We start from the raw sequence: 13,566 nt of genomic DNA, 5'->3' as shown, positions 1-13,566 counted from the left end.
AGGTACTTGAGTGCCGAAAGTGTCTGATATGCCCTTCATGCATAACCCCTAACATTCACGGCTAAAGCCGTTCCTACGCTTTGTAATCATGATGTTCAATCACAATTGCCACGTTGTTTAATCATGATGACAGTAGTGGAGAATGATGGTTCTCTTAAATCGCTCATTTCACCTACATTGAGATAATTAGGGCGTGGAGGCACTTTAGTGCCGAAGTACCTGATATGCCCTTCATACATAACCCCTAATATTCACAGCGCTGTCTCTGGAGAATTACCTGATATATCACACTGTTCTATTTCTTTTACATCTGCGCGGCCATCGCTTAGGTAGCATTGTTCTAGTAAAGAGCAATAGCAGATCTCGGTTTTGATGCTATTCCGTTGCTTGTTTACTTTGTCCCATTGAGTTTCATTAAATCCCGTTCGCTTGAAACCAAAAAGTTTAAGTTTGCTGCCAGATGCCAGCAACCGGTTATCACTGGCACTCGTCATAATCCAGCCAAATGCTTCGAAAATATTTATGTTGGGAGAATCATCTTGCAGAGTTTGTAGCTGTGTTTCATATGCTTGTGTATCAAAACAGCATGCAGAAATTACTTTATAGATATCTAAATATGATTGGTCGTTATAGTGATACTTCACATACTTTACTATCGCAGGTCCTGATCCTGAATTAGTGAGTACAAAGGTGATTTCAGGTAGATTTTTTTCTTCATCATAATTCCCCGTCATAACTTCAAGCCAAGGCCATGTGGCGGCTTTTACTTGTCGTTCTGCAGCATTTGCTTGCAGGTATGTGGCATAAAAAGACGCTGCTGAAATAATAATGGCACACAGTGCGAGAAAGAGGTTTAGACGCTCATTGGTAAACCAAGCTTTAGGCTGTTTAGAGTCGTCGGGGTTAGTGCTTGCCGTGGTTGATTTTGGTTGGTGTTCATCGCTTGCCTCTTGCTGATGTGTCTCAAGAGTTGATTCGGTGACGTCCTTTTGTTGATTATCCATGACTTTGTCGTTGTTATTTTTATAGACTACTAAAGATACAACTTTAATTGGATATATAAAAGAGACAGGGAGTAAAACTCCCTGATTTGGTATTAACTATTTGAGATAAATACGGTGAGCTTTTCGCCTACTCTTAGACTATCCCTAGAAAGGTTATTCCATTGCTTTAGTTTTGTTATGCTGACTTTGTATTGCTTTGCTATTTTCCATAAGCTGTCGCCTGCTCTTACTTTGTACTCAATTTGTTGATCAGCTAATTGCGGTAATATGAGTTTTTGACCTACGCGAATAGTGTTCGTTTTTAAGCTATTAAAGGTTTTAAGCTGGCTGACTGTCACTTTATAACGTTTTGCTATTACGCTTAAGCTATCGCCGCGTTTTACGGTGTAGTGTTGCCACTGGCTGTAATCATTACTTTTCTGATTTGCTAACAGTGTTTTAAAAGTTGACTGTTGATCTTTTGGTACCACAATATGTGGCGCATCTATTACTGCAGGGTAGCGAATTACGCCATGGTTTAACTCTTCGAGTTCTTGCCATTTTGCTTTGTCAGCTAAGATCACAGCCCCTGACACAGGCAAGATGCTAATTGCTTCTTCATTTTTAATCGACGGAAAGACCATTTTTTGATGTTTAAGCAACTGTGCCGCAGCGAGCAACTTGGGCACATATTGACGAGTTTGTGATGGCAGTTTTAAGCTGAAAAAATCGGTTGGTTTCCCTTGCTTCTGATTACGAGCAATGGCTTGTAACACTCGCCCCTCACCGATATTGTAGGCAGCAATAGCATGATACCAATCGCCATCAAAGCGTTTATAAAGATACTCCATAAAATCGAGAGCTGCACGTGTGCTGTCAATCACATCTTGTCGACCATCATACCAAGGAGTAATTTTTACTTTAAAGTATTTGGCGATTGAAGGAGTGAGTTGCCATAAACCCGATGCATGCTTGTGCGAATAGGCACTGGCATCAAAATCGCTCTCTATAAGCGGCATTAGGGCAAGTTCTATGGGTAAGTCACGGTTTTCTACTGCTGTGACGATATGATACAAATACGGCGCTGCACGGCGGCTTATTTCTTCCATATAATTCGGATGAGTAAGGTACCAAGCAATGCGCTTTTGTACATCAGGATGACTTGAATCGCTAAACTGCAGTTGAACGCGAATACGCTGCCACACATCTTCAAGTTCACTTGGTTTTAGCGGTGGCACCGCATCTACTTGTTCTGTTTTAGATTCTGTAACCACAGTATCTGGATTTGCCTTAATTATGGGCTTCTTTTCAGTAAGAGACTCAGGGGCAGTCTGACAGCCTGTTACAATAAGACAAACAACAAGGCCTAAAAATCGATTTAAAAACACGTATTAAAATACTCCGTTAACTTAGGTGCGGGTAAACTAAAGCGCCTAAGCTTAACATAGGGTGAGCTAAAAATGACCATTAGATTAACAACGTGCTAACTCTCTCACCCAATTGAAATTAAAACGAAATACTAACTTGTAACCCAGCATAACCATGGTTTTGTGCCTCCCAATAGCGGCTGTCTATTTCTCGGGCTCTGGCATAGATCTCTATTCTGAATGGCTTAGAGTCCACGCCTATACCAACACCCACATAGCCATCGATACTATTGTTATCGTCATCGAAGCGGTCGTTATAGTCATGGTCTTTTCGGTCGTCGTAGAAAGCGAGCTCAATTAAATCTAAGCCCACTTCGCCATAGACAAAAAAGTCACTGAAATAGCCAAATTTTATGCCAGTGTCGAGGGTTAAAAATGTCTCCCGATCACCTTTTTTAGTAAACACTTCAGCTGACCCAAGCGCTGTTGTCAATGCTGCGCCAAAATTGCTGTTGTTATTTTTAGCCATAAATTCGACACCTGCCGAGGTGATTGAGTCAGTGCTATTACGTTCTGACTTCACAAACAGGTTTATATTAGGGTTGTCATAAATCCCTGCAAAGCTTGTAGAAGGAATTAAGGCAAGTGGTGCAAAAAGTGCTAAGCCGAGATATTTCATATTGAATTTAATCCATTAACTGTAATGGGTACAATAATATCAATCTTGGTGAGTTCTAATTGTAAGAAAATGTTCTAAATTGGCAGGTTAGCCGACAATGTGTGCTCAATTTAATATCGCTATATTGTAATTTTTAAAGGTCTTTAATCTTCACTGCGGGGTTACCTGCTACTAGGGTATTTGCCGCGACATCTTTAGTAACTATTGCCCCTGCGCCAACTACGGCATTATCAGCAACTTTAATACCTGCAAGTATAATCGCGCCAGCACCAATCCATACATTATTACCAATGCTAATCGGCGCTGCAAAATTAGCTTTAGCTAAACGCTCGGAGGGGTTTGCTGCATGCGATACTGCAAGAATTTGCACATTTGGGCCAATTAAGCAGTCATTGCCTATGGTAATTTGTGCATCTGATAGCGGCGCATCAAGTATTGTACAGTTAATATTTATGAAGGTTCGATCACCTATTTTAATACCACTGCCATAATCACAATGAAAACCCGCTTCAATAACGACCTGTTCACCACACTGAGCAAACATGCATTTTAGTCGTTTTAAATTGCCTTTACTGGGACTTTTGGCAAATAAACGGCAAATCTCATGTGCGTTTTTACGCTGTTCAATCAGGGATTTATCTAGGCTATTAAACTCTTTCATGGTGATCAGTCTAAGTAAATTCTAAAGATAGCTTATCGCGTAAAAGTCAGAGATCAAAATAAACTTAGTGGGGTTATAAAACATTCACTTGCCATTTATATTGTTTCGTTTAAAATCCCGTAACTTTCGAAACGAAACTTATGTGATCAGGTTAATGACAAAACGAAACACTCAACAACGTCGTCATACAATATTAAGTCAGGTTAATGAACTTGGCGAAGTAGCCGTTGAAGCGCTGGCTGAGCAGTTTCAAACCTCCGAAGTGACCATTCGTAAAGATTTAACAGCGCTTGAAAAAAGTGGCTTATTACTGCGCCGCTATGGTGGGGCTATTGCATTACCGCAAGAGATTGTGAGTGATGAAGAAGACTCAGTACGTAAAATCGCAATCGCTAAAGCGGCTGCGGGCCTTATTAAAGATCATAACAGAGTGATCATAGACAGTGGTCGCACAACGGCTGCCATGATCCCTGAGCTTGCAAGTAAACGTGGCCTAGTAGTAATGACAAATGCCATTAAAGTCGCTAACCGTTTATTAGCACTGGAAAACGAACCGACATTATTGATGACCGGCGGCACCTGGGATCCGCATTCAGAATCGTTTCAAGGCCAAGTTGCAGAGAACGTTTTGCGCTCTTATGACTTTGACCAACTGTTTATTGGTGCCGATGGCATTGATGTAGATAGAGGCACAACGACCTTTAATGAATTAGTGGGCCTTAGCCAAGTAATGGCTGAATCGGCTCGTGAAGTCGTTGTTCTTGTTGAGTCAGATAAAATAGGCCGAAAAATACCGAATTTAGAACTGCCTTGGCAGCAAATTACCACACTTATCACAGACAACAACCTTAGCGAAGAGAAACGCGAGGCGATAAGAAAATGTGGTGTGCAGCTGATTTGTGCAGACATTGAATAACCCGTAATAAGACCGACAACACCTTATTACATAAATTTTATGACAACACATACTGCCCAAAGTAAAACACTTTGGCATGTGCAAAAGGAGAGATTATGTGTGGAATCGTTGGGGCTGTTGCAGAACGCCCAGTAAATAAAATTCTTGTTGAAGGCTTAAAGCGCCTTGAATACCGTGGCTATGACTCAGCAGGTGTGGCTTTACTTAAAGGTAATGAACTAAACACAGTTAAAGCAGTGGGTAAGGTTGCAAACTTAGAAGCTGCACTTAATAATGCCGCTGTTAATGGCACTACCGGTATTGCACATACGCGTTGGGCAACGCATGGTGGTGTAACAGAGGCCAATGCGCACCCGCATATTTCAAAAAGCGAAATTGCCCTTGTTCATAATGGTATTATTGAAAACCATGCCAGCCTACGTGAAGCGTTAAAAGGCGATGGGTATGAGTTTTTATCAGAAACTGATACCGAAGTAATGGTGCACCTTATTCACCAGTTACGTCAGCAACATGACACGCTATTAGCAGCAGTACAAGCTGCAGTTAAGCAGTTTGAAGGTGCATTTGGTACTGTTGTTTTCGATAAAGCGAACGACAACGAAATCATTGTAGCGCGCTCAGGTAGCCCACTGGTGATTGGTTTAGGTCTTGGTGAGAACTTTATTGCATCTGACCAACTTGCCTTACTACCTGTTACACGCAGCTTTATTTACCTTGAAGAAGGTGATGTAGCGCGTATTACCCGTGATAGCGTGGAAATTTTTGATGCGAATGGCGAAGCTGTAGAGCGTGAAGTGATTGAATCAAACATCACCCAAGATGCATCAGGTAAAGGCGAATATCGTCATTACATGCTGAAAGAAATTTACGAACAGCCACTTGCGGTTCGTAATACACTTGAAGGTCGCCTTGTTAATGACACTGTAGCGATTGATGCCTTTGGCGACAGTGCCCAGCAAATCTTTAAAGATGTAAAACACGTGCAAATTATTGCTTGTGGGACGTCTTATCACTCAGGAATGGTGGCTCGTTACTGGCTTGAACAGTTTGCGGGTGTGAGTTGTAACGTTGAGATTGCGTCTGAGTTCCGTTACCGCGAATCATTTGTGCATGAAAATAGCTTATTAGTCACTATTTCTCAGTCAGGTGAAACAGCCGATACCCTAGCTGCATTGCGATTAGCTAAACAGCAAGGTTACATGGCATCGATGACCATTTGTAACGTACCGGGTTCATCTTTAGTACGTGAATCTGATTTAGCCTTTATGACGAAAGCGGGTGCCGAAATTGGCGTTGCATCAACGAAAGCCTTCACAACACAACTTGTTGGCTTATTAATGCTAACAGCGTCTATTGCGCAAGAAAAAGGCCTCGACCAACGTGCAATTGTCAATGCAATTAAAACACTCCCTAACAAGCTTGAAGAAGCATTGTTATTAGCGGATGGCATTGAAGAGTTAGCAGAAGAATTTGCCGACAAGCATCACTCACTATTCTTAGGCCGTGGCTCACAATACCCAATTGCGATGGAAGGTGCGCTTAAGCTGAAAGAAATTTCATACATTCACGCGGAAGCATACGCAGCAGGTGAGCTTAAACATGGCCCGCTAGCTTTAATTGATGCCGACATGCCAATTATTGTTGTAGCACCCAACAACGAGCTACTTGAAAAGCTTAAATCAAACGTAGAAGAAGTACGTGCTCGTGGCGGTATTATTTATGTATTCGCAGATAAAGATTCACACTTCGAATCTGACGAAACAATGCGTGTGATCAACGTAAACCATGTTGATGACGTGATTGCACCAGTTGTATATACAATTCCACTACAGTTACTTTCATACTACGTAGCGGTGATTAAAGGCACCGACGTAGACCAACCACGTAACCTAGCGAAATCGGTGACAGTTGAGTAAAATCAATTAGTTGAATTTTTAAAAAAGGCGTTCTAGGCGCCTTTTTTTATACCTGTAATTCTGTTAGCTTAAAAAATTACCAATATTTCTTAAGGATAAGTCGTGCGATTATTTAAGTTACTCTGTATTAGCGGTTTTTTACTCTGTACTAACCATGTAATGGCTCAACCAGCGGCAGATGAGCCGGTTATAAATTACAGCCAGCAAACGCATACTTTTGAATCAAGTATGCTTAATGAGCAGCGTACTGTCGTTGTGCAATTACCGAAAAGCTATCAAACATATCCAAACAAAAGATTTCCCGTTATTTATCGTTTAGATGGGGCAGGTAATTTACCATTAATTAATGCAGTGCTTGAGCGCTTACAACAAGATGACCAAGCGCCAGAGGTGATTGTAGTTGCGATTGAAAGTACCAATCGACTTAGAGATTTTTATCCCACCGTGAACAAAGAACCGCAAGGACCCGTTGGCGAGGGCGGTGGTGCAGCAAAGTTTTTAGCTTTCGTAGAGCAAGAGCTGATGCCTCTGGTTAATAAACAGTATCGCACTCATGATTATAGCGTTATTGCGGGAGCCTCAGCTGCAGGTGTATTTGCTCTTTACGCTATGCAGGCTAAGCCAGAGCTATTTCAAGCGCATATTGCTTATAGCCCCGCGGTATGGTGGAACTATGGCGCTCCGGCTAAGAGCTTAAAAACCTTTGTTACTAAAGCCAACAGTATCAACAGCTATGTATATATAAATATCGGTGAAGAAGCCGGCATTATGCGCGAAAGATACGATGATATGCAGCAAACTATGCAAAATAGTAAGGTGCAAAATCTGCGTTTTAAGAGCGACGCCTTTGCTGGCGTTTCGCATAACTTAACCTCAGCTGCCGGAGCATTTAATGCTTACCATGGCTTATTTTTATCTAAACAGATGCCTTTGAGTGCATTGAGCGATGATGTTTCATCAATTGATGCTTATTATCAACGCTTATCTCAGCAATGGGGCGAGCAAATAGCGCCACCAGACCGTGCTGTTAGGCTACTAGGTTACAGCTTAACGGATAACCAGCAATTTGAGCGGGCTATTGAGGTGTTTAAGTACAATATCAAAAACTATCCTAAATCAGCGTATGCACTGTCAGCTTTGTCATATGGCTATGAAATGCAAGGTAATACTCGACAAGCTCTGGTTCAAATCGAAGCTGCAATAGCGGTCGCAGATGACACTTACCCCTATCTAGATTACTTAAAAGAGACAAAAACGAGGTTAGAAGCACAGTTGAGTAAGAGTTAATAATATGGCCAACTTAGTTGTTGGCTTTTTAAGTGCCTCTTTTAATATTGAGCAATTATCATAAACCAGTGGCTATCATCTAAAAGGTATTTAAATCACTAATCCCTACTTACCGGGCAATAAATGCGTTAAAATTGCAGGCTATTTTAGTAATGAGCCCACACCTTTATGACCTCAGCCTCAAACCCTAGTAATTTCAATGCACTTGGCCTTATTCCAGAGCTAGTTGCTCGATTGTCTGATCTTGAATATACCCAGCCTACACCTATTCAGGCAAAAGCAATTCCAAGTATCTTGGCGGGACATGACTTAATTGCAGGAGCGAATACGGGCTCAGGTAAAACAGCGGCGTTTGCACTACCTATATTGCAAAAAATATCACAGGGTGCATTAAAGCGAGATGCTAAAGGTAACTATGTATCGGCGCTTATTTTGGTGCCGACGCGTGAGCTTGCAACGCAAGTGGCTGATAATGTTAAATCGTATTCTGCTTATTTTAATGGCGCGATTAAAACGATGGCTGTATTTGGTGGGGTGTCGGTTAATACACAAATGCAGGCACTACGCGGCGGTGCCGATATTATTGTGGCAACTCCTGGGCGTTTGCTCGACTTAATTTCAAGCAATGCCATTAAGCTAGATAAAGTAAACACCTTAGTGCTTGATGAAGCTGACCGACTATTGAGCCTTGGTTTTACAGAAGAGCTTGCTGAGTTGTTGGCGTTAATGCCTGCTAAAAAGCAAACGATGTTGTTTTCAGCTACGTTCCCTGAGCAAGTAATGCTATTAACGCAAGAGCTGTTAAAAAATCCGCTAGAGATTCAGTTACAAAACAAAGATGAAAGCACCTTGGTGCAGCGTGTATTCACGGTAAATAAAGGCGAGAAAACCACCGTTTTAGCGCATTTAATTAAACAGCAGCAATGGCGCCAAGCACTTATTTTTGTGAACGCCAAAAAAGACTGTGAGCACTTAGCCAATAAACTAGAAAAACGCGGTATTAACGCACAAGTATTCCATGGCGATAAAGGCCAAAGCGAGCGTACACGCGTAATCGAGAAATTCAAAGCGGGTGAAATTGACGTACTAATTGCCACTGATATTGCTGCCCGCGGTTTAGATATTGAAAAACTGCCAGTGGTGATTAACTTTAATTTACCGCGCAGCCCCGCTGATTACATGCATCGCATTGGTCGAAGTGGCCGTGCTGGTGAAGTGGGTTTAGCGTTATCACTGATTGATTATGAAGACTTTCATCACTTTAGAATAATCGAAAAGAAAAATAAGTTACGCTTGGAGCGAGAGCAAGTGGGAGGTTTTGAAGTGAATAAAGCAAACCTTGATGCTGCACAGGCGCTTAAAAATGATAAGCCAATGGCAAAACCGGAAGGCACGGGTAAGAAAAAGAAGAAAAATAAAGTGAACAAAGAAGACGATGTTTGGAGTAGCTGGCGTCGTAAGTAACAAAAATGAACAAGCCGACGAAAGTCGGCTTGTTCATTTACAGTAAGACAGAGTTTACTTATAAAAAACCTCAACAGTGCCTTTTACTTTCATAAGTAATGGCTGGCCGCGACGGTCTAGTGCTTTAGGTGCTGCAATTTTGATCCAGCCTTCGCTGATGCAGTATTCTTCTACGTCAAAACGCTCTTTACCGTTTAGTTTTACACCAATTTCATGTTCGAATACTTCTTCTACATAAAATTTGCTACGTGGGTTGATAGAAAGTTGATCAGGTAGTGCTGGTTTTGTTGTATCGGTCATAGTTGCGATCTGCATTGAATAAATTGTGCGCCATTGTAGGCAATACCGCGCATTCGCTCAAGTATCAGTGGTGCAAATTTGTTGTTTACTCACACGCTTGCGCTGAATGATCTATACACTGTGCAATGGCATCACTCTTTTTATCGAAATCATGGGTTAGGCAGTAGTTAAAACGCATGGTTAAATCAACCACCTGCTCATCGGTGCGCTCTGGCCAGCGCCAGTCTCTGACGATTTTCCTTGCGGCTTTTCTGACTTCTTTGCTGTATCGCTTAGGTGCAGATTTTTCAATATTTATCGCTTTTACTTGGCCTTGTGGTGTGACTTTAAAATTAACAATCGCGCAACCACTGCCTTGCTTATTTAAAAGCTCACGAGGGTATTGAACATTTGGAATTTGCTGCAGTCGCTGCCATGTTAGCCCACCGGCTGAGGTATCAAGTACCTGTGCTTGAATATCCACAAACGGTACTTTACGTGATAAGTCTGGGTTGGCGTATGCGCTTACAGATGTGCAAGCCAGTGATAGTGCGAATAGCGATTTGTACATAGTCATCCGTAACATGTTTGTTTTTTGTTCAGCGATAAATACTAAAGATAAGAAAGCCGGATGTAAATAAGTGGTGTGGGTATAAAACAGCAACAAAATGATTTGTTATACTATATCAATACGATTATTTGTGTTATTTTATAACAAATAATCGTTTAATCTTTTTGAAGTACCAACCTATGACGTTTTCAACCCTTCCCCTTAGTTTAGCTGTTGTAATAAGCACGGCTGTGAATGCGACTGATAACAGTGATATAGAAACTATTATTATTGAACACAAGCAAGCGTTTCGGGGGGATATACCCGCCAAAGAGCTACCGCAATCGATCACGACCTTAAGTAAAGATATGCTCACTAATAATGGCATAACTAAGTTTCGTGATGCGCTCGATTTTTCGGCGAGTATCAGCCGTAAAAATAATGGAGGGGGCTTGTGGGATAGCTACTCTATTCGCGGTTTGTCTGGTAATGAAAACATGCCTTCGGGGTATTTAATTAATGGCTTTAGTGGTGGAAGAGGCTTTGCAGGGCCAAGAGATGTGTCGAATATTGAATACATTGAGGTGTTAAAAGGGCCTGGCTCTGCGCTTTATGGTCGTTCTGAACCGGGCGGTACGATTAACATCATCACGAAAAAACCGCAGTTTTATCAGCAAGGTCAACTTAAAGCGGAGTTCGGCAGTGATGACCACACGCGTATTCAAGGTGATTACACCAATGGCTTAACCGATGATTTAGCATTTAGAATCAATGGTGCATGGCAAGATAGCGATAGTTTTCGTGATTATGTGCACCACGATAAATTAGTGATTACACCTTCGCTTTACTATCAAGTGACTGATAACTCATCGCTCACCTATGAGTTTGAATATGTTGACCAACAACAAATGTACGACCGAGGTGTTGTGATTCTTAATGGCAATATTGAGACTGTGCCGGAGTCACGCTTTTTAGGTAACCCAAATGATGCGCCAACAAAAGTTCACTCCAGAGGCCATCAACTCAACTATAACTATAATTTTAATAATGATTGGTCATTACTTGCTGGCGCTAATTATCGTGCAGCCACTTTAACTGGTGAGTCTTCAGATGCGGAATTATCGCCATCGCGCCAATCATTATTTGATGATGGAACAACCTTAACGCGCCAGCACCGCTATCGAGATTATGAATCTGAGGATGTTTCCGTGCGTTTTGAGCTGAGCGGTCAGTTTGATATTGCAAGTATTACCAATCATGTTTTATTCGGTGCTGATGCATATGAATACGAGTTACGTACAGGGTTATATCGTTACCGCGGTGGTTATGGCACTTATACAATTGATATCCATGAGCCAGATTACACGCCTATCGAAGGCCCTGAAATGGGTATGCAATATGAGAACAATGAGGAACAACGTGCTTACGGTCTTTATATACAAGATCAGTTAGATATAACTGACAACCTAAAAGTGATGGTTGGGTTACGTTTTGATGAAATAGAACAAGATATTTTCGAAACGAAGTCGGGCGTTGCATCACACAGTAAAAAAAATCGTATTAGCCCACGTTTTGGTATGGTGTACGTGCTAAACGATAACATTAATCTGTACTCAAGTTACTCAGAGGGTTTTTTACCTCTAAGTGGCACCGACGCTGAAGGTAAGCCATTTGGCTTTGAAGAGAGTGACTCGTTCGAAGTCGGTGTGAAATTTAGCAGCGAAAAAATCACTGGTACAGTGGCAATATTTGATGCGACTAAGAGCAATATGCTGGTGGCAGATCCTGTTAATGTGGGGTATTCAGCCCCAATAGGCAAAGCCAAAAGTAAAGGTGTTGAGCTTGATTTAACAGGCTCACTGGGCGCGAACACTGAGTACAACCTATCTTATGCCTATGTTGACGCTGAGACAGCAACAGACAGTTTAAATGTTGAGTGGATAGTGCCTATTCCAAAGGGCAGCCCGCTTGTTAACGTGCCAAAGAATAACTTTTCTGCAAGTTTTAATCATGATCTGACACTATTTTCTCAAGAGCTTAAGGTCGGGGGGCATTATCAATATGTGTCAGATCGTTTAGGGGACCCAGCCGATTTAACTTTTCGCATCCCACGCTATCAATTAGTGGGTTTATTCGCAAAATGGCGTGCAACAGAGCAAACAACCGTGTCACTAAATGTCGATAATATCTTTAACGAAAAATATATTGCCAGTAGCTACAATGCACTGTGGGCTTATCCTGGAGCGCCAACGCAATTTAAACTGGGGGTGAGCTATGACTTCTGAGCAGCTTAAAAGTCGTATTCATAGTATCGACATTATGCGGGGGGTCGTTATTTTAATTATGCTCCTAGATCATGTCAGAGAACGCTTCTTTTTGCATATGCAAGTGTCTGATCCGATGGACGTTGATGTTACTTCACCCAGCTTATTTTGGAGTCGTTTTGCGGCCCACTTTTGTGCACCAACCTTTATCTTTTTAACGGGGCTGTCGGCGTGGTTGTACAGTCACCCAGCAACGGGTGTCGCACGCTCTGCTCGCGGCTTTTTAGTAAAACGAGGGCTGTTTTTAATTGCGCTTGAAGTAACGTTAATTTGCTTTTCGTGGATGGGGTATTACCACACGATTTGGCTTCAAGTGATGTGGGCTATTGGCTTGTGTATGTTGGTGCTTGCTTTACTTATAAAGCTACCTCAGAGGGTATTACTCGTCCTTGGTTTAGTGATTGTATTCGGCCATAACTTACTTACTCCAATCAGTTTCACGCCCGATGAGTTTGGTTATTCGCTGTGGACGATTTTGCATGATCGAGGTTATTTATCACAAGGTGGCTTAATTGACGTAAAAATTAGCTACCCTGTATTGCCGTGGATTGGTGTGATTTTACTGGGTTATTGCGCAGGGCCACTATATGCACATACGCAAAAAGCGCAGTCGCGTAAACGAGCATTGCTGCTGTTAGCACTATTATGTGTAGGATTATTCGCGGTACTGCGTGGTTTTAATATTTATGGTGAAACGCTGCCTTGGCAAACATTTAGCACCACCACAGAAACGATCATGTCGGTATTCAATGTAACGAAGTATCCGCCATCATTAAACTTTTTATTGATAACCTTGGCGGGGATGTTTCTCGGTTTATGGGCGTTTGAGCGACCCCTTAACCGCGTGACCAATGCGCTGCGCGTTTATGGTTCTGTGCCTATGTTTTTTTATATATTACACCTGTATGTGCTGCTCGCCATGTATCAAGTCGGTATGTTGATATGGGGGGCAAACCAAGGGCACTATTTTGGGGTAAGTGATATATCAAGTGTTTGGTTAATTACTTTACTCTTAATAATTGGACTCTATTGGCCAACCAAAAAGTTTAGTGAATACAAACGTAAAACTAAAAAACCGTGGCTTAAGTATTTGTAAAATGAAAAATGCCGATATGCAAGCATATCGGCATTACTTCTTAA

General features: G+C 41.8%; 12 protein-coding genes. 6 read left to right on the top strand and 6 right to left on the bottom strand.

Going from position 1 to position 13,566, the window contains the following annotated elements:
* Positions 1-251: 251 nt before the first annotated feature.
* The 4 genes from BM378_RS15315 to BM378_RS15300 all read right to left on the bottom strand — a co-directional run bounded on the left by BM378_RS15315 (position 252) and on the right by BM378_RS15300 (position 3,690).
* Positions 252-1,004, bottom strand: a complete 753-nt coding sequence (locus tag BM378_RS15315; RefSeq protein WP_065979515.1) for a hypothetical protein — start codon at positions 1,002-1,004, stop codon at positions 252-254.
* 92 nt (positions 1,005-1,096) lie between these two features.
* Complete coding sequence (locus BM378_RS15310; RefSeq protein WP_065979514.1) at positions 1,097-2,371, bottom strand: LysM peptidoglycan-binding domain-containing protein; 1,275 nt, start codon at positions 2,369-2,371, stop codon at positions 1,097-1,099.
* Between the two features lie 118 nt (positions 2,372-2,489).
* On the bottom strand, positions 2,490-3,029 hold the full coding sequence (locus tag BM378_RS15305) for a hypothetical protein (protein ID WP_083202792.1): 540 nt from the start codon (positions 3,027-3,029) through the stop codon (positions 2,490-2,492).
* Between the two features lie 133 nt (positions 3,030-3,162).
* Positions 3,163-3,690 (bottom strand): sugar O-acetyltransferase, encoded by a 528-nt coding sequence (locus BM378_RS15300; protein ID WP_074989535.1) that lies wholly within the window; start codon positions 3,688-3,690, stop codon positions 3,163-3,165.
* A 154-nt stretch (positions 3,691-3,844) separates the two neighbouring features.
* Between BM378_RS15300 and BM378_RS15295 the strand changes: the two genes are divergently transcribed.
* The 4 genes from BM378_RS15295 to BM378_RS15280 all read left to right on the top strand — a co-directional run bounded on the left by BM378_RS15295 (position 3,845) and on the right by BM378_RS15280 (position 9,273).
* Complete coding sequence (locus BM378_RS15295; RefSeq protein ID WP_036973640.1) at positions 3,845-4,606, top strand: DeoR/GlpR family DNA-binding transcription regulator; 762 nt, start codon at positions 3,845-3,847, stop codon at positions 4,604-4,606.
* Positions 4,607-4,701: 95 nt separating this feature from the next.
* On the top strand, positions 4,702-6,522 hold the full coding sequence (glmS, locus tag BM378_RS15290; RefSeq protein ID WP_036973639.1) for a glutamine--fructose-6-phosphate transaminase (isomerizing): 1,821 nt from the start codon (positions 4,702-4,704) through the stop codon (positions 6,520-6,522).
* A 102-nt stretch (positions 6,523-6,624) separates the two neighbouring features.
* Positions 6,625-7,809, top strand: coding sequence for an alpha/beta hydrolase (locus tag BM378_RS15285; protein WP_036973638.1), 1,185 nt, complete (start codon positions 6,625-6,627; stop codon positions 7,807-7,809).
* 168 nt (positions 7,810-7,977) lie between these two features.
* A complete protein-coding gene (locus BM378_RS15280; RefSeq protein ID WP_074989534.1) occupies positions 7,978-9,273 on the top strand; it encodes a DEAD/DEAH box helicase in 1,296 nt (431 codons plus the stop codon).
* Between the two features lie 54 nt (positions 9,274-9,327).
* Here BM378_RS15280 and BM378_RS15275 read toward each other — a convergent pair whose 3' ends face one another.
* Entirely contained in the window at positions 9,328-9,573 is a 246-nt protein-coding gene (locus BM378_RS15275; protein ID WP_174403901.1) for a DUF3297 family protein, read from the bottom strand.
* A gap of 85 nt (positions 9,574-9,658) precedes the next feature.
* Positions 9,659-10,123 carry an energy transducer TonB gene (locus BM378_RS15270; RefSeq protein WP_074989533.1) on the bottom strand — a complete coding sequence of 155 codons (465 nt, stop codon included), beginning with the start codon at positions 10,121-10,123 and terminating at the stop codon, positions 9,659-9,661.
* Between the two features lie 179 nt (positions 10,124-10,302).
* On the opposite strand from BM378_RS15270, the gene BM378_RS15265 reads away from it, so the two are divergent.
* Together BM378_RS15265 and BM378_RS15260 are read left to right on the top strand one after the other, a co-directional pair.
* A complete protein-coding gene (locus tag BM378_RS15265) occupies positions 10,303-12,387 on the top strand; it encodes a TonB-dependent siderophore receptor (protein WP_051501947.1) in 2,085 nt (694 codons plus the stop codon).
* A complete protein-coding gene (locus tag BM378_RS15260; protein ID WP_036973634.1) occupies positions 12,377-13,522 on the top strand; it encodes an acetyltransferase domain-containing protein in 1,146 nt (381 codons plus the stop codon). The genes BM378_RS15265 and BM378_RS15260 overlap by 11 nt, the downstream gene beginning before the upstream one ends.
* Positions 13,523-13,566 lie beyond the last annotated feature (44 nt).

This window comes from Pseudoalteromonas lipolytica (assembly GCF_900116435.1).
In the GTDB taxonomy this organism is placed as follows: domain Bacteria; phylum Pseudomonadota; class Gammaproteobacteria; order Enterobacterales; family Alteromonadaceae; genus Pseudoalteromonas; species Pseudoalteromonas lipolytica.
The sequence above is the reverse complement of the archived record's forward strand: the minus strand, read 5'-3'. Positions and strand labels throughout refer to the sequence as shown.